General features: G+C 64.7%; 17 protein-coding genes and 10 tRNA genes. 24 read left to right on the top strand and 3 right to left on the bottom strand.

All coding sequences use genetic code 11. The features are described from left to right. Positions 1-85: 85 nt before the first annotated feature. Positions 86-1,732, bottom strand: coding sequence for a M48 family metalloprotease (locus tag AC1DKR_RS05905; protein WP_478031733.1), 1,647 nt, complete (start codon positions 1,730-1,732; stop codon positions 86-88). 146 nt (positions 1,733-1,878) lie between these two features. Between AC1DKR_RS05905 and grxC the strand changes: the two genes are divergently transcribed. The 7 genes from grxC to AC1DKR_RS05870 all read left to right on the top strand — a co-directional run bounded on the left by grxC (position 1,879) and on the right by AC1DKR_RS05870 (position 7,047). Continuing rightward, positions 1,879-2,169 (top strand): glutaredoxin 3, encoded by a 291-nt coding sequence (grxC, locus tag AC1DKR_RS05900; RefSeq protein ID WP_025878124.1) that lies wholly within the window; start codon positions 1,879-1,881, stop codon positions 2,167-2,169. After that, a complete protein-coding gene (locus AC1DKR_RS05895) occupies positions 2,166-2,558 on the top strand; it encodes a carboxymuconolactone decarboxylase family protein (RefSeq protein ID WP_005408260.1) in 393 nt (130 codons plus the stop codon). The genes grxC and AC1DKR_RS05895 overlap by 4 nt, the downstream gene beginning before the upstream one ends. A gap of 320 nt (positions 2,559-2,878) precedes the next feature. After that, complete coding sequence (locus tag AC1DKR_RS05890; RefSeq protein WP_033830456.1) at positions 2,879-3,883, top strand: isocitrate dehydrogenase; 1,005 nt, start codon at positions 2,879-2,881, stop codon at positions 3,881-3,883. A 129-nt stretch (positions 3,884-4,012) separates the two neighbouring features. Beyond that, positions 4,013-4,423: a hypothetical protein gene (locus AC1DKR_RS05885; protein WP_478031728.1), complete on the top strand. Its 411-nt coding sequence runs from the start codon at positions 4,013-4,015 to the stop codon at positions 4,421-4,423. Between the two features lie 130 nt (positions 4,424-4,553). Beyond that, positions 4,554-5,297, top strand: coding sequence for a cysteine hydrolase family protein (locus AC1DKR_RS05880; RefSeq protein WP_312107108.1), 744 nt, complete (start codon positions 4,554-4,556; stop codon positions 5,295-5,297). A 53-nt stretch (positions 5,298-5,350) separates the two neighbouring features. Further along, entirely contained in the window at positions 5,351-6,259 is a 909-nt protein-coding gene (locus AC1DKR_RS05875) for a LysR family transcriptional regulator (protein ID WP_428703526.1), read from the top strand. Between the two features lie 26 nt (positions 6,260-6,285). Then, on the top strand, positions 6,286-7,047 hold the full coding sequence (locus tag AC1DKR_RS05870; protein WP_312786365.1) for a sulfite exporter TauE/SafE family protein: 762 nt from the start codon (positions 6,286-6,288) through the stop codon (positions 7,045-7,047). A gap of 4 nt (positions 7,048-7,051) precedes the next feature. Here the strand turns inward: AC1DKR_RS05870 and AC1DKR_RS05865 are convergent, their stop codons facing one another. Continuing rightward, positions 7,052-7,684: a flavin reductase family protein gene (locus AC1DKR_RS05865; protein WP_478031723.1), complete on the bottom strand. Its 633-nt coding sequence runs from the start codon at positions 7,682-7,684 to the stop codon at positions 7,052-7,054. A 95-nt stretch (positions 7,685-7,779) separates the two neighbouring features. After that, positions 7,780-8,538, bottom strand: coding sequence for a Bax inhibitor-1/YccA family protein (locus AC1DKR_RS05860; protein WP_099819174.1), 759 nt, complete (start codon positions 8,536-8,538; stop codon positions 7,780-7,782). Positions 8,539-8,719: 181 nt separating this feature from the next. On the opposite strand from AC1DKR_RS05860, the gene AC1DKR_RS05855 reads away from it, so the two are divergent. The 17 genes from AC1DKR_RS05855 (at position 8,720) to AC1DKR_RS05775 (ending at position 19,704) form a co-directional block, all read left to right on the top strand. Continuing rightward, positions 8,720-8,796: transfer RNA gene (locus AC1DKR_RS05855), tRNA-Pro, on the top strand. 38 nt (positions 8,797-8,834) lie between these two features. After that, positions 8,835-8,911 (top strand) — tRNA-Arg (locus AC1DKR_RS05850). Positions 8,912-9,084: 173 nt separating this feature from the next. Next, a tRNA-His gene (locus tag AC1DKR_RS05845) sits at positions 9,085-9,161 on the top strand. 79 nt (positions 9,162-9,240) lie between these two features. Continuing rightward, positions 9,241-9,316: transfer RNA gene (locus AC1DKR_RS05840), tRNA-Lys, on the top strand. A 151-nt stretch (positions 9,317-9,467) separates the two neighbouring features. Beyond that, positions 9,468-9,543, top strand: a tRNA-Lys gene (locus AC1DKR_RS05835). Between the two features lie 255 nt (positions 9,544-9,798). Next, on the top strand, positions 9,799-10,125 hold the full coding sequence (locus tag AC1DKR_RS05830) for a hypothetical protein (protein WP_312107118.1): 327 nt from the start codon (positions 9,799-9,801) through the stop codon (positions 10,123-10,125). A gap of 123 nt (positions 10,126-10,248) precedes the next feature. After that, a tRNA-Leu gene (locus tag AC1DKR_RS05825) sits at positions 10,249-10,333 on the top strand. 191 nt (positions 10,334-10,524) lie between these two features. Then, a complete protein-coding gene (gene tig, locus AC1DKR_RS05820; protein ID WP_223494343.1) occupies positions 10,525-11,820 on the top strand; it encodes a trigger factor in 1,296 nt (431 codons plus the stop codon). Positions 11,821-11,896: 76 nt separating this feature from the next. Further along, the gene (clpP, locus tag AC1DKR_RS05815) at positions 11,897-12,523 is read left to right on the top strand and encodes an ATP-dependent Clp endopeptidase proteolytic subunit ClpP (protein ID WP_025878142.1); all 627 of its coding nucleotides are present in this window, start codon (positions 11,897-11,899) and stop codon (positions 12,521-12,523) included. A gap of 126 nt (positions 12,524-12,649) precedes the next feature. Further along, on the top strand, positions 12,650-13,939 hold the full coding sequence (gene clpX, locus AC1DKR_RS05810; RefSeq protein WP_099819177.1) for an ATP-dependent Clp protease ATP-binding subunit ClpX: 1,290 nt from the start codon (positions 12,650-12,652) through the stop codon (positions 13,937-13,939). 142 nt (positions 13,940-14,081) lie between these two features. Then, positions 14,082-16,535 carry an endopeptidase La gene (lon, locus tag AC1DKR_RS05805; RefSeq protein ID WP_312786367.1) on the top strand — a complete coding sequence of 818 codons (2,454 nt, stop codon included), beginning with the start codon at positions 14,082-14,084 and terminating at the stop codon, positions 16,533-16,535. Between the two features lie 218 nt (positions 16,536-16,753). Then, positions 16,754-17,026 (top strand): HU family DNA-binding protein, encoded by a 273-nt coding sequence (locus AC1DKR_RS05800; protein ID WP_004146343.1) that lies wholly within the window; start codon positions 16,754-16,756, stop codon positions 17,024-17,026. A gap of 11 nt (positions 17,027-17,037) precedes the next feature. Further along, positions 17,038-17,112: transfer RNA gene (locus AC1DKR_RS05795), tRNA-Val, on the top strand. 25 nt (positions 17,113-17,137) lie between these two features. Further along, positions 17,138-17,214: transfer RNA gene (locus tag AC1DKR_RS05790), tRNA-Asp, on the top strand. Between the two features lie 89 nt (positions 17,215-17,303). Next, positions 17,304-17,380, top strand: a tRNA-Asp gene (locus AC1DKR_RS05785). 107 nt (positions 17,381-17,487) lie between these two features. Further along, positions 17,488-17,564: transfer RNA gene (locus AC1DKR_RS05780), tRNA-Asp, on the top strand. A 184-nt stretch (positions 17,565-17,748) separates the two neighbouring features. After that, positions 17,749-19,704 (top strand): peptidyl-prolyl cis-trans isomerase, encoded by a 1,956-nt coding sequence (locus AC1DKR_RS05775; RefSeq protein ID WP_312786368.1) that lies wholly within the window; start codon positions 17,749-17,751, stop codon positions 19,702-19,704. Positions 19,705-19,710 lie beyond the last annotated feature (6 nt).

Genomic DNA, 19,710 nt, shown 5'->3' with positions numbered 1-19,710 from the left:
GTGCCAGTAGACTACGGTTTGATGACATGTTTGTGACTGCCTGGCCGGCATCTGGCATTGCTGCCATCTGCCGGTCATGCCGCACTCAGCGGCGGTCCAGATCCGGGTCCTGCACGCCCTGCCGGCGCAGCTCGAGCACGGTGGGCGTGATCGACTCGATCCGCGCATCCACCCGGGCCCGACCTACATAGTCCAGCGCGGGGTTGCGCTTGAGTGCCTGCAGCTGCATCAGGGCCTGTTCCGGGCGCCCGCCGAGGAACGCCGCCTCGGCATAGGCCTCGCTGGCGCGGACACTGTCGCCGGCCAGTTCACTGGCGCGGGCGTAGCGCTGCTGGAAGACCGGATCGTTACCGCTTTGCGACAGCAGGGGGCGCAGCATCGCCTGCGCGCGCTGGCCCGCGGCCTGGCCTCCTTGCTCGTTCAGGATCTCGGCGTAGGTCAGGGCCACCGGCCGGCTGTTGGGGTGTTCGTGCAGCAGCTGCTCGAAGCGCGCATTGGCCTGGGTGGATTGTCCGGTGCGCGATTCCGCTTCGGCCAGGGCCAGGGCGACCCACAGGCTGTCCGGGTGGGTCTTCAGCAGGTCGGTGAGGGTCTGCCGGGCCTGGCTGGCACCGCTGCGGCCACCGCGCATCGTGGCCAGCGCTTGGCCATAGCGCTGGGCGTCATCCAGGCCGTCCTTCTGCCTCCGCGCAAGATCGGCGTACTCGCGTTGCAGGTCGGCCGGGCTGTCGGCGCTGAGCACGCGCAGGCGCTCACGGGCCCAGTTGAAGTCGCCACTGGCGCCGCGGCTGAGCTGGCCGATCGGAACCCGCAGCACGCTGCCGGGCAGCAGCGGGTTGATGCCACGCAGCAGCGGATCGCCCAGGGTCGGGTCGGCGGGATCCACCCGCTCCTTGCGCTCGCCGCTGGGCGTACGCGTGGTCAGCAGCACCGTGTCCTTCTTCATCTGTTCGGCGCGGGCCTTGGCCTCGCTGATGCGGGTGGTGTTGACCGGGTGTGTGCGCAGGAAGTCCGGAACGCTGTAGCCGCCATCGTTGCCGCGCATCGCCGAGGACATGCGCTCGAAGAAGCCGGCCATCGCATCCACGTCGTAGCCGCTGCGCGACAGCGTGCGGATGCCCAGCCGGTCGGCCTCCGATTCGTTTGAGCGGGTGTAGTCGATCTGCCGTTGCTGCATCAGGCCCATGCCCGAGCTGATCGCGGCCATGGTCGCGTTGCCCGAGGACGAACTGTTGCTGGCCTGGGCGGCAACCACTGCCGCCAGCATGCCCAGCAGGATCGGGATCTGATCGCGCTGGGCGCGCTCAACCCCGCGCAGCACGTGCTGCTGGGTGACGTGGGCGATTTCGTGGGACAGCACCGCCGCCACCTCGTCCTCGCGCTCGGCCGTCAGCACCAGGCCGGCATTGACGCCGATATAGCCGCCGAGGGTGGCGAAGGCATTGATCTGGCGGTCTTTCATCACGAAGAACGTGTAGGGCTGGCGTGGCTGGTCACTGTTGGAGCCAAGGCGGGTGCCCATGGTCTGCAGCCAGTCGTTGACCAGGGGATCGTCCAGCAGGTAGCCATAGTTGCGCAGTTCGCGCAGCATCATCGCGCCGTACTCGGCCTGCCGGGCCGGGGTCAGCAGTTCCCCCGCCGAGGAGCCGATGTCCGGCAGCTTCTCCTGGGCCTGCGCCAGCGGGGCGGCCAGGGCCAGGGTCAGGGCAGCGGTGAGCAGCAGGGATCGCAAGCGGTCGGTCCTCGGGCAGGGTCGGCCCAGCGTGGCAGGGCAGGGGGCAACCATTCGTTAATCAATCCACAGTGTTGCGGGCGTGGCGTGGAAATTCCAGCGCACCGGTACCATATATGGACCGTCGATCCATCGTGGAGTTTCCCGTGACAGCCCAGTCCGCCGGCGCTACCCCCGCCATCACCATCTATTCCACCGCCGTCTGCCCGTACTGCGTGGCCGCCAAGAACTTCCTCAAGAGCAAGGGCCAGCAATGGACCGAGGTCCGCATCGACCTGGACCCGGTCGAGCGCGAGAAGATGATGGCCAAGACCCGCCGCACCAGCGTCCCGCAGATCTTCGTGGGCGACGTCCACGTTGGCGGCTACGACGACATGATGGCCCTGCATCGTGAAGGCAAGCTCGAGCCGCTGCTGGCCGGGCAGGGCCAGGCATGAGCGCGGCCGACGACGGCAGCAAGGACCGGATCGCCGAGTTCACCGACTTCCGCAAGCGCATGAATGAACGCATCCTGGGCGAGCCGAACCAGGTGGTGCGCCGCTTCTTCGCGCTGGATACGCAGACCTACCAGGCCGGCGCGCTGGACGTGAAGACCAAGGAGCTGCTGGGCCTGGTGGCCTCGATGGTGCTGCGCTGCGACGACTGCATCAGCTACCACGTGGCCCAGTGCAAGGACGCCGGCGTCACTCGTGAAGAGTTCTTCGAGACCTTCTCGGTGGGCCTGGTGGTCGGCGGCTCGATCGTGATCCCGCATCTGCGCCGCGCGGTGGACTTCCTCGACCAGCTCGAAGGTGGCGCCGCCGCCCCGGCAGCGCACGAGCACTGAGCCCGGGCGCTACCGCGAACCGGGCTCTCTGGTAGTGCCGGCCGCTGGCCGGCATCTGGTGGACCCAAATCGGCAGAGGTTGCCGGCCAGCGGCCGGCACTACCGCGCATGCGCCGGGCCTTCCCCGCGATCCAGCAGCCCAGGAGCCCCCTTGTTGTTCAAGGGCGCGCGGGCAATTCTGCCTGAGCCGGGGACTGGGACCATGGTCTATTTGGGGCCTCGGCCCCAGCTCAGGCATAATTGCGGGTGAAACTTCCTTTGCGCCGGCGTTTCCGGGCACGTCCGGACGGCGTTTTTCCCCCTGTTCGGAACATCGATCAATGACGCAGAAAATTACGGTCATCCGCGGCGACGGCATTGGCCCGGAAATCATGGACGCCACCCTGTTCGTGCTCGACCAGCTCAACACTGGCCTGGAGTACGAAGACGCCGACGCCGGCCTGGTGGCCCTGGAGAAGCACGGCGATCTGATGCCGGCGGTGACCCTGGAATCGATCGCGCGCAACAAGGTCGCGCTGAAGAGCCCGCTGACCACGCCGGTCGGTGGTGGCTTCACCTCGATCAACGTCAGCCTGCGCCGCCACTTCGACCTGTACGCCAACGTGCGTCCGGCCCACACCTTCCCGAACACCAAGTCGCGTTTCGACAACGTCGACCTGATCACCGTTCGTGAGAACACCGAAGGTGCGTACCTGGCCGAAGGCCAGGAAGTGTCGGCCGACGGCGAGACCGCGTTCTCCGGCACGCGCATCACCCGCAAGGGCTCCGAGCGCATCGTGCGTTACGCCTTCGAGCTGGCCCGCAGTGTCGGCCGCAAGAAGGTCACCGCCGTGCACAAGGCCAACATCATCAAGTCGACCTCGGGCCTGTTCCTGGCCGTGGCGCGCGAAGTCGCCGCGCAGTACCCGGACATCGAGTTCCAGGAAATGATCGTCGACAACTGCTGCATGCAGCTGGTGATGCGTCCGGAACAGTTCGATGTGATCGTCACCACCAACCTGTTCGGTGACATCATTTCCGACCTGTGCGCTGGTCTGGTCGGTGGCCTGGGCCTGGCCCCGGGCGCCAACATCGGCAAGGACGCGGCAATCTTCGAAGCCGTGCACGGCACCGCGCCGGACATCGCCGGCCAGGGCAAGGCCAATCCGTGCGCCCTGCTGCTGGCAGCGGCACAGATGCTCGACCACGTCGGCCAGCCGGAAAACGCCGAGCGCCTGCGCAAGGCCATCGTCGCCACGATGGAAGCCAAGGATTCGCTGACCGGCGACCTCGGCGGCACCGGCAACACGATGGGCTTCGCCAAGGCGATCGCCAGCCGCCTGTAAGCGACGGCTGTCCTGCTGGGGATCGTCAAACGCAGATTCCCGCAGGGCTTGGGTAGTTGCAGGCGGGCCGTCCTTGTACGGCCCGTCTGCGTTTTGCGCTGCGCGTTCTTCACCGACAGGGTTTTATGGATGTCTGAGACGGCTGTGTGGATCCTGGTGGCTGCTGCCGTTTACCTTCTGGGTGTAGCCATCTACTTCGTCTTCTACTGGCCATGGTCCCGTTCGCAGCGCGCGCTGCGCCGCCTGCGCAGGGAGGGGACACCCGTTCGCAGCATGCGGCGGTCCGAGGAGCGCGTACTGCAGTTGATCGAGTTTCCGGAAGGGGCGCCGGTTCTCCTGCTGGAAGGGGCCTGCGCGGAATTCGTCATCAGGAGCGCCAATGCGCCTCCCCGCCATGTCCACACTCTGGCTGGCGTGCCGGTGAAGTATCCGGCGAGCCTGGAGCATGCCCTGCGCGCTGGTAGAAATACCGCCGAAGTCGTGCTCGGGCGCGAGTACGCGATGATCGTACGGCTCAATGGTGCAAAGCTGACCTCGTAACATCGCCCAAGCTCGACGGCACGAAATGATCTGTGCGATTCGTGCACAGATCGTGTGCCGGCCGATGGCTGGTTCGTGCATTCAATGCTCCTCATCCTGTGCCCACTTTCCACCGCACAGGAGTTTGACCATGAACCTCACTGCTTTCGGCCTGGCCGGCCTGATCGGCATGGCTGCCACCGTCCCGGTTGTCGCCGCCGAGCCGGTCCACCCCACCATCCGGCATATGGCCGGCGCTCCGGCCGTCACCTCGCTCGACGCAGCGAAGACCGCCGTGCTGGTGATCGACTTCCAGAACGAGTACTTCGACGCCAGCGCCGCGCCCGGTTTCGCCGGTGGTCGCATGGTCATTCCCGATGGTGTGTCGGCCCTGAGGCAGACGCGTCGCGTGATCGACTTCGCTGATGCCAACGGCATCCGCGTGATCCATGTGCAGCACGTACTGCCGGCAGGCGCGCCGCTGTTTGCAGAGGGCAGTGTCAACGCGGCATTCCACCGTGACATGCAACCGCGCAAGGGCGAGACCGTGGTGCCGAAGGACAACGTCAGCGTGTTCGCCGGTGCCTCGGCAGCGGCACTGGACAAGGTGCTGAAGGATGCCGGTATCGACACCCTCATCGTCACCGGGCTGCAGACCCATGCCTGCGTTGCCGGTGCTGCACGCGATGCTGCGGCGGCGCCGCGCGGCTACCGGGTGATCGTGGCTTCCGATGCCTCTGCCAGCCGTGATCTGGATCTGGCCAATGGCGGGACCATCGGCCATCGCGCATTGCATGAGGCATCGCTGGCGCAGATCGAGGATGCCTTTGGCGATGTGATGACCACCTCGGCGATTCTGGCCCTTCCGGTGCGCAAGGCAGGCAACGGCACTTGATAAGCTGGCGGGGTCCGCAGCCTGCGGGCCCCGCCGACTGGAGCGCGCTGCCGATGGACCATTTCGCCGCCCTGCGAGCCCTGCGCGCGATCGTCGACGCCGGCAGTTTCACTGCCGCCGCCGAGCGGCTGGGTACCACCCATTCGGCGATGTCGCGGCAGCTGCGTCAACTTGAAGAGCACCTGCAGGTGCGGCTGCTGGATCGCAACAGCCGGCGGCTGTCGCTGACCGAGGCCGGGCGCGACTACTACCGCGAGGCGGTGGCGCTGCTTGACCGGCTGGAGGCCGCCGATGACCGTGCGCGGGCCGGCCAGGCCCAGCCCAGCGGGCGCGTGCGGGTCAGCGTGCCACAGGTGGTCGCCAGCCAGGAGTTGCCGCATTGGCTGCCTGGCTTCCTGGCGCGCTATCCGCAGGTTGCGCTGGAACTGTCGGCCGACGATCAGCTCGTCGATGTGGTCGGCGGTGGCTTCGACCTCGCCCTGCGCATCGCGCCGTCCTTGCCTGACAGCCAACTGGTCGCCCGTGAACTGGCGCGATGCCCGCGCATCCTTGTTGCGGCCCCGGCCTACCTCGCCCGGTATGGACTGCCTCGACAGGTGGCCGATCTGCAGAACCACACGCTGTTGGCATTCAACCCGGTTGCGGCGATGTCCCCGTGGCAACTGCACGGGCCGCGCGCTGCCATCGTCAGCGTGGAAGCAGGCCAACGACTGCGCGTGGACGCCACGCCGGCACTGTATGCGGCCGTGCTGGCCGGCATGGGCATCAGTCTGTTCACCGCGCTTACGGTGCAGGAAGACCTACGCGCCGGCCGCTTGATCCGCGTGCTGCCCAGCTGGCACGGTGGCACGCGCTGCTATTTCGCGCTGTATCCCCATGCACGTGCGCTGGCGCCGAAGGTGCGCGCGCTGGTCGATCATCTGGCTGCGCATTACGCTGCAGCGTCGGGTGCGGCAGGGTAGTCGCACGGCAGCGGCAAGGAGTGGGGATGGAGTCTGTGTATCTGCTGGTCGCCCTGGGTGCGATCGTCGCGGGGTTCGTGCAGGGCCTGTCGGGTTTCGCGTTCGGCATGGTCGCGATGTCGTTCTGGGCGTGGGGGCTGGATCCCCGGCTTGCGGCGACGCTTTCGGTGTTCGGCGCGCTGGTCGGCCAGTTGCTGGCGGTGTTCACCGTGCGCCGTGGCTTCAACCTGCGCCTGCTGCTGCCGTTCGTGCTTGGTGGGTTGGCGGGCATTCCGCTTGGCGTGCTGGTGCTGCCGCAGCTGGACATGGTCTGGTTCAAGGCGCTGCTGGGAGGATTCCTTGCGCTGTGGTGCCCGGTGATGCTGATGGCGCGTTCGTTGCCACGGGTCACCGTTGGCGGCCGGTTCGGCGACGCGCTGGCCGGTATGGCCGGCGGTGTGCTCAGTGGCATCGGTGGCTTCGCCGGACCGGTACCGACGCTGTGGAGCACGCTGCGTGGCTTCGGCAAGGACGAGCAGCGCGCGGTCATCCAGAACTTCAACCTGGCGATGCTGGCGGTGACCATGGCCACCTATGTCGGTACCGGCATGGTCACCCTGCAGATGCTGCCGTACTTCGCCATCGTCGCGCCGGCGATGCTGGTGCCAACGCTGCTGGGAGCGAAGCTGTATGTCGGTATCAGTGAAGTGCGTTTCCGGCAGATCGTGCTGGGGCTGTTGACGGCCTCCGGCGTTGTCATGTTGGCCTCGTCGCTGCCGTTGCTGCTGTCCCGCGGGGTGGCGGGATGAGGGCTCAGGCGGGCCGCAGCATGCGGAAGCGTTGGTCGGCGGTGATCCGGAAATAGTCGGCCGGTCCGCCGCCGCGCAGGATGGTGTCGCTCGCTGCAGTGTCGTAGATGCCGTCGACGAGCAACCGCGTATCGATATGCACGGCGACCACTTCTCCCAGTACCAGCCAGCCATTGGTGTCATTGCCAGCCGCATCACGCAGACGCACGATCTGCGTGCAGCGGCACTCCATGCTCACCGGGCTCTGCGCCACGCGCGGCGGAGCAACCTGCTCCGAGGCCAGTGGTGTCAGCCCGGCCAGGACGAACTCGTCCACGTCTGGCGCGACTGCGCGGCAGCTCTCGTTCATTGCCTGGGCCAGGTCGAATGTGGCGAGGTTCCAGACGAACTCGCCGGTGGCTTCGATGCTGCGCAGCGAGTCCTTGCGGCCCTGGCTGCTGAAACCAATGATCGGCGGCGTGTAGTTGAACGCGTTGAAGAAGCTGTAGGGCGCCAGGTTCACATTGCTGTCGGCATCACGACTGCAGATCCAGCCGATGGGGCGGGGGCCGATGATGGCGTTGAACGGATCGTGTGGCAGGCGATGGCCATCGGCCGGGAGATAGCTGTGGAAGCGGGGAGGGATGGGGGCTGCCATGGGCGTGTTTCCGCGGGAGTCGAGCGTGCTCGACGCTACAAAAAAGGCCGCGATCCCGACGGACCGCGGCCTTGTCGTTTACGGCATGGACTGGATCAGCGCTGCTGGATCTTCGACAGCAGGCGCAGGAACTCCACATACAGCCAGACCAGGGTCACCATCAGGCCGAATGCGCCATACCATTCCATGTACTTCGGCGCGCGCTGGGCCACGCCGGTTTCGATGAAGTCGAAATCCAGCACCAGGTTCAGCGCGGCCACAACCACCACGAACAGGCTGAAGGCGATGCCCAGCCAGCTGGCGTCATGGATCACCGGCACGTTGATGTTGAAGAAGCCCAGCACGAACGAGGCCAGGTACAGCAGGGCGATGCCGCCGGTGGCGGCGACCACGCCGAGCTTGAAGTTCTCGGTAGCCTTGATCAGGCCGCTGCGGTAAGCGAACAGCAGCGCGAACAAGGTGCCGAAGGTCAGCAGCACCGCCTGGAACACGATGCCCGGGAACTTCATGTTGAACACCGCCGAGATGGCGCCCAGGAACAGGCCCTCCACCAGCGCATACATCGGTGCGGTGACCGGCGACCATTCCTTCTTGAACACGGTGATCAGTGCCAGCACCAGGCCACCGATAGCCCCGCCCATGGCGTACAGCTTGGCGCCGGCCATCACCTGGCCATAGTCGTCTACGGTCTGGTTCCAGGCAAACGCTGCAGTCAGCACTGTCAGCAGCAGCAGGAAGCCGGTCTTGTTGACGGTGCCGTTGAGGGTCATTACCTGGCCGGGGCTGGTTACCACCGAGCCACTGGCCAGATCGAGGAAGGTCGACTCGGAAAGAGCCGGGTTGCCGCTGCGCATGCGAGGTCTCCGTGCGAAAAGGGGGCGATTCGGCCATCCGGCCGCTGGCTGCGAGCATAGCCGATGACTGCGTAAGCCGTGGTCATGGCGGGGCAGGGCAGGCATTGCGCGTTGACAGTTCGCACGGCGCTTGGCCACAATGGTCAGCTCCCCGGGTTCACACCCGAGGGGATTGCAACACCGGGGTATAGCGCAGTCTGGTAGCGCGCCTGCTTTGGGAGCAGGATGTCGGGGGTTCGAATCCCTCTACCCCGACCAATCCACATCACGTCGGATTGGACGCCGTTCCGGTTCGGGCGCCCGTAGCTCAACTGGATAGAGCACCGGCCTTCTAAGCCGGCGGTTACAGGTTCGATTCCTGTCGGGCGCGCCATTGGTGCGACACCGGAACGCAGCCGGCGGATGTGAAGAAGTGCTTGCAAAACCCTGGCGACTCCACCAGAATGTCGGACTCGCTTCGGCGGACCTGAACTTCGGTGACAGTCCTCGGGCAACGTATCAAGCGTCAGCGTCGGCAGAATTGGCGGTGAAGCGAAAGTTTCAGTGGTGGCTGTAGCTCAGTTGGTTAGAGTACCGGATTGTGATTCCGGTGGTCGGGGGTTCGAATCCCCTCAGCCACCCCACTGATTCAACCGCATCGGCATCGCCGAAACGGTATTGCAATAAACAGGTCGCCGGCTATAATGTGCGCCTGAGTTTCAAGGGCTGTTAGCTCAGTTGGTAGAGCAGTTGACTCTTAATCAATAGGTCCAAGGTTCGAATCCTTGACAGCCCACCAAGATAGAAGCCATCGGGTCCGCCCGGTGGCTTTTTTCTTCAAGATGTAACCCTTCGCGATGGATCGCCGGTTGCAGTGCTTGTTTCAACGAAGTTGAAGAAAGTGCTTGCAACGCCCTCGCGGATCGGGTCATAATTCGCCCCCCGATTTCGGGCTGTTAGCTCAGTTGGTAGAGCAGTTGACTCTTAATCAATAGGTCCAAGGTTCGAATCCTTGACAGCCCACCAGACGAAAGCCACTTGGTCCGCCAAGTGGCTTTTTTCTTTCCTGCAACAGCTTCGGTAGATCCACGCCATGCGCGGATGAAGGCCGCACGAAGCGCGCAGTCCACGCATCGCCTGGCTCTACTGAAGCGTGGCTGAAATCAGCGTCACATGCGTCATCAGCATGTTCAATGCTGTGAGCTGCTTCTCACCGGTTGCTGCCGGCATCGCTCCCAATAGGTGTTCCGCGCCGAAGGCGCATGCATGAGGAGTGCTTCGATGACGTTCAACAAGAGCATGGGCGTGATGCTGGCCGCCGTGGTGGTTGTCGCCCTGTCGGGCTGCAGGGCGGACGAGGCGGCCACCGCCGCTGCGCCGGATTACGCGCGGACGGTCGAGCGATCTGCGGATGTCGACCACGTCGCTGCACAGCCGGTGGAGGGTCGCGACGCCACGCAGTCGATCGGGGCGACAGAGGAGGCGCTGCCTGCTGGCGCGGTTGAAATGACGCGCTCCGTCGATGGTGCGACGCTGGAAACGCCCAGCGACGATGCGGCTGGCGGCACTGCGGGCGAAACACCCGGGCCCGCGCCGACCGCCCACTGACCCGGATCGGCCTGGGGCGGGATGCGCCCAGGCCGACTCCAAAGGGCAATTTGCCTGTTCAGTTTTGTGGAAGCCTTCCGCTTTCCGCCCCCGCCTGCAACAATGAACACCTGAGCCGGCCACGCGAAAGTGGCGGAATTGGTAGACGCCCTGGATTTAGGTTCCAGTGCCGCAAGGCGTGGGGGTTCGAGTCCCCCCTTTCGCACCAGGCCGGCCCGTCCCCCGCCCAGTCGGGCATTCCGCGTCAACCCCTGCGCCCGGCCGTGCTGGCGGCGCCGCCCGAATTGGGCGAAACTAAAGGGCTGCGGCAAGCAGGCGCGTCATCGACGTCGTGTCCTTACAACCGTTTCATCCATCATCGAGCCGGGGGCCAGGGCGCCACCGGTGGCAGGAGTCAACATGCAAGCTTCGATCGAAACCATCGGCAACCTGGAACGCCGCCTGAGCTTCTCGCTGCCGGAAGACCGTCTGCAGAGCCACATCAACGGCCGCCTGGGCGAAATCGCCCGCACCACCCGCATCAAGGGTTTCCGTCCGGGCAAAGTGCCGGCCAAGGTGATCGAGCAGCGCTTCGGCGCGCAGGTCCGTGGCGAGGCGCTGGACGGCCTGCTGCGCGAAACCTTCGACGCCGCCGTGCGCGAGCACGACCTGCGCATCGTCGGCAGCCCGCGCATCGACAAGGGTGACGAGGGTGAGTTCTCCTTCGTGGCCACCGTCGAAGTGGTGCCGGACTTCGGTGACATCGACGTCAGCAAGCTGACCGTGGTGCGCCACACCGCCGAGATCACCGATGCCGACATCGACCAGATGATCGAGAACCTGCAGACGCAGCGTCGCAGCTGGTCGCCGGTCACCCGTGCCGCGCAGGACGGCGACCTGGTCGCGCTGGAAACCTGGTCGCAGGCCGGTGACGAGCGCCTGCCGGCCGAGGGCACCGAGAAGGGCAGCATCGTGCTCGGCCAGGGCATGATGTTCGAGACCATCGAGCAGGGCCTGGTCGGCATGTCCAAGGACGAAGAGAAGACCCTGGACGTCGAGTTCCCGGCTGACTGGCGCGTGCCGGCGCTGGCGGGCAAGACCGTGCAGGTCACCGTGAAGGTCAGCGACGTGTCTGAGCCGGTCGTGCCGGCCGTCGATGAAGCCTTCATCAAGAGCTTCGGCGTGAAGGGCGGCGACGTCGAGCAGTTCCGCAGCGACATCCGCGCCAACCTCGAGCGCGAGCTGAAGGGCGCACTGATGAACCGCCTGCGTCGTGAAGTCGGCGAGCAGCTGATCGCGGCCTACGCATCGGTGGAAATGCCGCCGCGCCTGGTCGAGAACGAAGCCCGTGCCATGCTGGCCCAGCAGGTCGAGCAGATCCGCCGCAGTGGCCGCAACCCGGGCGAGATCCCGGCCGACGCCCACGAAGGCTTCAAGGACGCTGCTGCCAAGCGCGTGCTGGTCGGCCTGGTGGTCGGCGAAGTGGCCCGCAGCAACGACCTGCGCCTGGAGCCGAAGCGTCTGAATGAAACGATGCGTCTGATCGCCTCGACCTACGAAGAGCCGGAACAGGTCATTGAGATGTACCGCAACGACCCCCAGCTGATGTCTGGCCTGCAGAACCGCGTGATGGAAGAGCAGGTGATCGACTGGATCGCCGAGCGCGCCCAGCACACTGAAGAAAAGCTGTCGTTCCAGGACGCGATCCGCCAGTAATCCCGGGCGGATCCCCGGATACCCCGCGCCAGCCCTGGCGCGGGGTTGTTTCCCCCCAAGATAGGTGCCTCACGAAATGGACAACCGAACCAAAGCCCTGAACATGGTTCCCATGGTGGTCGAGCAGACCAGCCGCGGCGAGCGTGCCTACGACATCTATTCGCGCCTGTTGAAGGAGCGCCTGATCTTCCTGGTTGGCCCGATCGACGATCACATGGCCAACGTGGTGGTGGCGCAGCTGCTGTTCCTGGAAGCGGAAAACCCGGAAAAGGACATCAGCATCTACATCAACTCGCCGGGTGGCGTGGTCACCGCCGGCATGGCGATCTACGACACCATGCAGTACATCAAGCCGGACGTGAGCACCATCTGCGTTGGCCAGGCCGCCTCGATGGGCGCGCTGCTGCTGGCGTCCGGTGCGGCGGGCAAGCGCTATGCGCTGCCGAACTCGCGGGTGATGATCCACCAGCCGCTGGGCGGCTTCCAGGGCCAGGCCACCGACATCGACATCCACGCGCGCGAGATCCTGACCCTGCGTGCGCGCCTGAACGAAGTGCTGGCCAAGCACACCGGCCAGTCGCTGGAGACCATCGCGCGTGATACCGAGCGCGACAACTTCAAGAGCGCGGTCGATGCGGTCGCCTACGGCCTGGTCGACCAGGTCCTGGAGCGTCGTCCGGAAGAGTCGATCCAGGCCGGCTGACCGGCACTCACGGGGCCATGGCAGGCCCCGTTCCTGCAGGGTCGGGTGGACTGATGTCCCTCCGGCCCTGTGTTATTCTCGAATCGAACCCCCGTTCAGCGGGTGGGGTAACTGGGTAAGCGAAGCATGAGCGAAGACCGCCAAGGTCGTTCCACGGACACCGGCAAGATCCTCTACTGCTCTTTCTGCGGCAAGAGCCAGCATGAAGTGCGCAAGCTGATTGCCGGTCCGAGCGTGTTCATCTGCGATGAGTGCGTGGAGCTGTGCAACGACATCATCCGAGAGGAGCTTGAGGAAAAGGCGCAGTCGGCGCGCAGTTCGCTGCCCAAGCCGCGCGAGATCCTCGAGGTGCTCGACCAGTACGTGATCGGACAGAACCGCGCCAAGCGGACCCTGGCCGTGGCCGTGTACAACCATTACAAGCGCATCGAGAGCCGCCAGAAGAACGACGAAGTCGAACTGGCGAAGTCGAACATCCTGCTGGTCGGTCCGACCGGTTCGGGCAAGACCCTGCTGGCCGAGACCCTGGCCCGCCTGCTCAACGTGCCGTTCACCATGGCCGACGCCACCACGCTGACCGAAGCCGGTTACGTGGGCGAGGACGTGGAGAACATCATCCAGAAGCTGCTGCAGAAGTGCGACTACGACGTCGAGAAGGCACAGCAGGGCATCGTCTACATCGATGAAATCGACAAGATCTCGCGCAAGAGCGAGAACCCGTCGATCACCCGCGATGTGTCCGGCGAAGGCGTGCAGCAGGCCCTGTTGAAGCTGATCGAAGGCACCGTGGCCAGCGTTCCGCCGCAGGGTGGCCGCAAGCATCCGCAGCAGGAATTCCTGCAGGTGGACACCAAGAACATCCTGTTCATCTGCGGCGGCGCGTTTGCCGGGCTGGACAAGGTGATCCAGCAGCGTTCCAACGACGCCGGCGGCATTGGCTTCGGCGCCAAGGTGAAGAGCAGCGAGCGCAAGCAGGAAGTGGGCAAGGTGCTGGCTGAAGTCGAGCCGGAAGACCTGATCAAGTTCGGCCTGATTCCCGAGTTCGTGGGCCGCCTGCCGGTGGTCGCGACCCTGGAGGAGCTGGACGAGCCGGCCCTGATCCGCATCCTGACCGAGCCGAAGAACGCCATCACCAAGCAGTTCAAGAAGCTGTTCGAGATGGAGAACGTCGAGCTGGAGTTCCGGCCGGACGCCTTGTCGGCCATCGCCAAGAAGGCGCTCAAGCGCAAGACCGGTGCCCGTGGCCTGCGTACCATCGTCGAATCGGTCCTGCTGGACACCATGTACGACCTGCCGTCGCAGGAAAACGTCAGCAAGGTTGTCGTGGATGAATCGGTGATCGAGCACAAGTCCGAGCCGTACCTGATCTACCAGACCCCGCCGGCTCCTGAACAGAAGGCCGCTGGCGCCGAATGATTCTTTCAACTTGTTGAATAGAAAGAATTTTCTCGGAACGTCTTGCATCTGAAAGCCGATGGCCCCATAACGGGGCCATCGGCTTTTTTTGTCTCCGGAAGATGCCCTCCCGGAGACGGTTTTCCCCTTCCCTGGAGCCCCCATGGCCCGTTCCCCAAGTGAGACCCTCGACCTGCCGGTCCTGCCGCTGCGCGACGTAGTGGTATTCCCGCACATGGTCATCCCGCTGTTCGTCGGCCGCGACAAGTCCATGCACGCGCTGGAACAGGCGATGGAAGCGGACAAGCGCATCCTGCTGCTTGCGCAGAAGTCGGCCGAGACCGATGACCCGCAGGCCGCCGACCTCTATCAGGTCGGCACCCTGGCGCAGGTGCTGCAGCTGCTGAAGCTGCCCGACGGCACCATCAAGGTGCTGGTCGAAGGCCTGTCGCGCGTGCAGGTGACCAGCGTCAGCGAACGCGATGGATCGCTGCACGGCCAGGCCGTGGAAATCGATGCCACCGATGCACGCGAGCCGCGCGAGATCGAGGCGATCGCCCGCTCGCTGATGTCGCTGTTCGAGCAGTACGTCAAGACCAACCGCAAGCTGCCGCCGGAGCTGCTGCAGACCCTGGCCGGCATTGATGAGCCGACGCGCCTGGCCGACACCATCGCCGCGCATATCAGCGTGCGGTTGTCGGACAAGCAGCGCCTGCTGGAAACGCTGGCCGTGGGCGAACGCCTGGAGATGCTGGTCGGCCTGGTCGACGGCGAGATCGACGTGCAGCAGATGGAAAAACGCATCCGCGGCCGCGTGAAGTCGCAGATGGAAAAGAGCCAGCGCGAGTACTACCTCAACGAACAGATGAAGGCCATCCAGAAGGAACTGGGTGACCTGGACGACGCGCCGGGCGAGCTGGAAGAGCTGGCGCGCAAGATCGCCGAAGCGGGCATGCCCAAGCCGGTGGAAACCAAGGCGCGCAACGAGCTCAACAAGCTCAAGCAGATGTCGCCGATGTCTGCCGAAGCGGCGGTCGTGCGCAACTACCTGGAGTGGCTGCTGGGCGTGCCGTGGAAGAAGCGCAGCAAGGTGCGCAAGGACCTGAAGGCCGCGCAGGACACCCTCGATGCCGATCACTACGGCCTGGAGAAGGTCAAGGAACGCATCCTTGAATACCTGGCGGTGCAGTCGCGGGTGAAGCAGATGAAGGGTCCGATCCTGTGCCTGGTCGGGCCGCCGGGCGTGGGCAAGACCTCGCTGGGCCAGTCCATCGCCAAGGCCACCAACCGCAAGTTCGTGCGCATGTCGCTCGGCGGCGTGCGCGACGAAGCTGAGATCCGTGGCCACCGTCGTACCTATGTCGGTTCGATGCCGGGCCGCATCGTGCAGAACCTCAACAAGGTGGGCAGCAAGAACCCGCTGTTCGTGCTGGACGAGATCGACAAGATGTCGATGGACTTCCGTGGCGATCCGTCCTCGGCGCTGCTGGAAGTGCTCGATCCCGAGCAGAACAACGCATTCAACGACCACTACCTGGAAGTGGACCTGGACCTGTCCGAAGTGATGTTCGTGGCGACCTCCAACTCGCTCAACATCCCGGGCCCGCTGCTGGACCGCATGGAAGTGATCCGCATCCCTGGTTACACCGAGGATGAGAAGCTCAACATCGCTACCCGTTACCTGTCGCCCAAGCAGATCAAGGCCAACGGCCTGAAGCCGGAGGAGCTGGAGATCGGCAGCGATGCGATCCAGGACATCGTGCGCTACTACACGCGCGAATCCGGCGTGCGCAACCTGGAACGCGAGATCGCCAAGATCTGCCGCAAGGTGGTGAAGGAAATCGCGCTGGGTGGGCCGCAGCCGGTGGCGAAGGCGAAGAAGGGAGCGCGCAAGTCCAAGGCGCTGGTGAGCGTGTCGAGCAAGAACCTGGACAAGTACCTGGGCGTGCGTCGCTTTGACTTCGGCCGTGCCGAAGAAGAGAACGAGATCGGCCTGGTCACAGGCCTGGCCTGGACCGAAGTCGGTGGCGATCTGCTGCAGATCGAATCGACGCTGGTACCGGGCAAGGGCCAGCTGATCCTGACCGGCCAGCTCGGCAACGTGATGAAGGAATCGGCGTCGGCGGCGTTGTCGGTGGTGCGTTCGCGCGCCGAGCGCTTCGGCATCGATGCGGACTTCCTGCAGAAGCACGACGTGCATCTCCATGTGCCCGATGGTGCGACACCGAAGGATGGCCCCAGTGCCGGTGCGGCAATGGTGACCTCGCTGGTGTCGATGCTGACCAAGGTGGCCGTGCGCGCCGATGTGGCGATGACCGGCGAAATCACCCTGCGTGGTCGCGTCACCGCGATCGGCGGCCTGAAGGAGAAGCTGCTGGCGGCCCTGCGCGGCGGAATCCGCACGGTGATCATCCCCGATGAGAACCGCAAGGATCTTGCCGACATTCCGGTCAACGTCACCCGCGATCTGGAGATCGTGCCGGTGAAGTACATCGAGGAAGTGCTCGATCTGGCGCTGGAACGTCCGCTGGCACCGAAGAAGACGCGCAAGAGTGCGCAGCGCGTCACGGTGCGCAGCAAGGCCAAACCGAGTGGAAACGCGCGCGTCAAGCATTGATGCGTCCTGTCGAAATGCTTGAAACCCGCGTCGTTGCTGGCTTTCCAGCTTGCGTGGGGGTAGGGCCGCTGGTATAAAAGCAGCACTCGCGAATGAGTGATCGCAGTCAGCGCTCACTGAATTCGGCGAACCGTTTCCACATGGCAACCGCATGCAGACGTCGTGCGGTTGCTTCCCTGTCGAATACGCGGAACCCACCGCCAAAGGAGTTGTAAAGAATGAACAAGACCGAATTGATCGATGCCGTTGCTGAAGCCGCCGACCTGACCAAGGCCGAGTCCAGCCGCGCTGTCGATGCCGTCGTTGCTGCCGTCACCAAGGCGCTGAAGGACGGCGATGCGGTCACCCTGGTTGGCTTCGGTACCTTCCAGGTCCGCGACCGTGCCGCCCGCACCGGCCGCAACCCGAAGACCGGCGACACCATCAAGATCGCTGCTTCGAAGAATCCGTCGTTCAAGGCTGGTAAGGCCCTGAAGGATGCTGTAAACTAAGCGGCTCGCTGGGGTGCTTAGCTCAGCGGTAGAGCGTCTCCTTTACACGGAGAGGGTCGGGGGTTCGAAACCCTCAGCACCCACCACAGCACCGCGGTAAGTTTGAAATGTGGAGCGGTAGTTCAGCTGGTTAGAATGCTGGCCTGTCACGCCGGAGGTCGCGGGTTCGAGTCCCGTCCGCTCCGCCATTTTCAACGAGGCCCCCGGCCGAAAAGCTGGGGGCCTTGTTTTCTCTCCAACCACCCGGTTGCAGAGAAAACAAAGAGGTCTGCAATACGGAGCGGTAGTTCAGCTGGTTAGAATGCTGGCCTGTCACGCCGGAGGTCGCGGGTTCGAGTCCCGTCCGCTCCGCCATTGCAAAACTCTTAAATCCTCGTGAAAAAACTTTGAAAAAAGTGTTCAGCGGGGTAGGTTTTCAGGAAGTCTTCGGATATACTGAGCGCCTGCAAAGTTTCAAGCGCGGAGCGGTAGTTCAGCTGGTTAGAATGCTGGCCTGTCACGCCGGAGGTCGCGGGTTCGAGTCCCGTCCGCTCCGCCAACTCTAAGAGCCCTCGACGCAAGTCGGGGGCTTTTTCTTTGTGTCGTTTTCATCTTTTGATGCGCGCGATCGTGTTGATCGCCGGGGCAGGGTGGCGCCAGGCCCCACCGGCACTGCTTTTGGTCCACGCCGCGAAGCGGGTTACACTGCCGGGCTCGCCAATCAAGCCTTGTGATTCCTCACCATGCTGCAGAAACTCCGCGACAAGACCTCAGGCTGGATCGTCACTGTGATCCTGGGGCTGCTGATGATTCCGTTCCTGTTCGTGATCGACAACAGCTACCTCGGTGGCGTCGGCGCACAGAACGTCGCCAAGGTTTCGGCACCGCCGACCTGGTGGCGCTCGGCTCCGTCCTGGTGGCCGGTGCGCATGATGTGGCAGCACCATGAGATCAGTGCACAGGACTTCCGCACCCGTTTCGAGCAGGAACGCATGCGCGAACGCCAGCAGCAGGGCGAGAACTTCGACCCGCGCGCGTTCGAGAGCACCGAGAACAAGCTGGCCGTGCTCGACCAGTTGATCGACGAGCAGGTCGTGCGCCTGGTCGGTGAGCAGGCCGGTGTCGTGATTGGCGACGGCGCTGTGCGCGAATACATCACCACCATTCCGGGCTTCCTGGGCGCCGATGGCAAGTTCAGCGAAAGCAATTACCGTCTGGCCCTGGCCGGTGGCAATCCGCCGCGCACGCCGACCCAGTTCCAGGAACTGGTGCGTGAGAGCCTGCAGCAGTCGGTGATCCCGTCGGGCCTGCAGAATTCCGGCTTTGTCACCCAGGCTGAGACCGAGCGTCTGTTGAAGCTGCTGGGCGAGACCCGCGATGTGGAACTGGCCGCGCTGCCGGAAGTCCCGGCTGATACCGCGCCGGTGACCGATGCGCAGATCAAGCAGTGGTACGACAGCCATGGCAAGGATTTCCGCCAGGCCGAGTCGGTATCGCTGGAATATGTCGAGCTCAACGGTGCCAACCTGCCGGCACCGACCGCGGCCGACGAGGCAACCCTGCGCAAGCGCTACGACGACGAGAAGGCCAAGTTCACCACGCCGGAACAGCGTCAGGCGGCGCACATCCTGATCACTGGCGATGGTGCTGAAGCCAAGGCCGCCAAGCTGGCTGTCGAAGCAAAGGCGGCAGGTGCTGATTTTGCCGCGCTGGCCAAGGCGAACTCGGAAGATCCCGGTTCCAAGGCGCAGGGCGGTGACCTGGGCTGGGTGGAACGTGGCGCGATGGTCAAGCCGTTTGAAGACGCGCTGTTTGGCGCCAAGGCGGGTGAGGTGATCGGCCCGGTCAAGACCGACTTCGGCTACCACATCATCAAGGTCGCTGCGGTTCGTGGCGGCGAGGGCAAGTCGTTTGAAGAAGTACGCGACACCTTGGCTGCCGAGCAGCTGAAGGCCGACGGCGAGCGCGGCTTCAACGATCTGGCAGGCCGCCTGGTCGATGCCATCAACAAGAGCCCGAGCGACCTGGCTGCAGCCGCCAAGGATGTCGGTCTGTCGATGCAGACGCTGGGCCCGATCACGCGCACGACCGCTACCGGCATTGCCGCTGATCCGGCCGTGCTGCGTGCCGCCTTCTCCGACGTCCTGGTGCAGGACGGTACCGCCAGCGATCCGATCGCCCTGGGCGGCAGCAGCAACCACAGCGTGGTGATCCGCGTTGCCGCGCATACCCCGGAGCAGGCGCTGCCGCTGGACAAGGCGCGTGAGCAGGTGATCGCCGCGATCCGTGCCGACCGTCAGCGCCAGGCCGGTGACAAGGCCGCTGATGCCCTGTTGGCCAAGCTGAAGGCGGGCGCCACCCTGCAGTCGCTGGCTGCCAGCGAGAAGCTGCAGCTGAGCCCGATGCCGGGCCTGCCGCGCAGCCAGCCGGTGCCGACCCCGGAGATCAACCGTGCGATCTTCAGCGCCCCGCTGCCTGCCGAAGGCAAGCCGAGCTACGGCAAGGTCGACGTCAACGGCCATGCGCTGGTCTTCGCGGTGAACAAGGTCAACCCGGGCGACATCAAGGAAGTGACCGCCGAGCAGCAGAAGCAGCTGAAGGACCAGCTGAGCCAGATCGACGGCATGGCTGCTGCCAAGGCTTACATCGACGCGATGCGCAAGCGCTTCCTGGTGCAGACCACCGAAGCGAACCTGTAAGCCTTC

It is taken from the genome of Stenotrophomonas sp. 01N47 (genome assembly GCF_056399165.1).
Note: the sequence above shows the minus strand (reverse complement) of the source record. Positions and strands in the feature narration are given on the sequence as shown.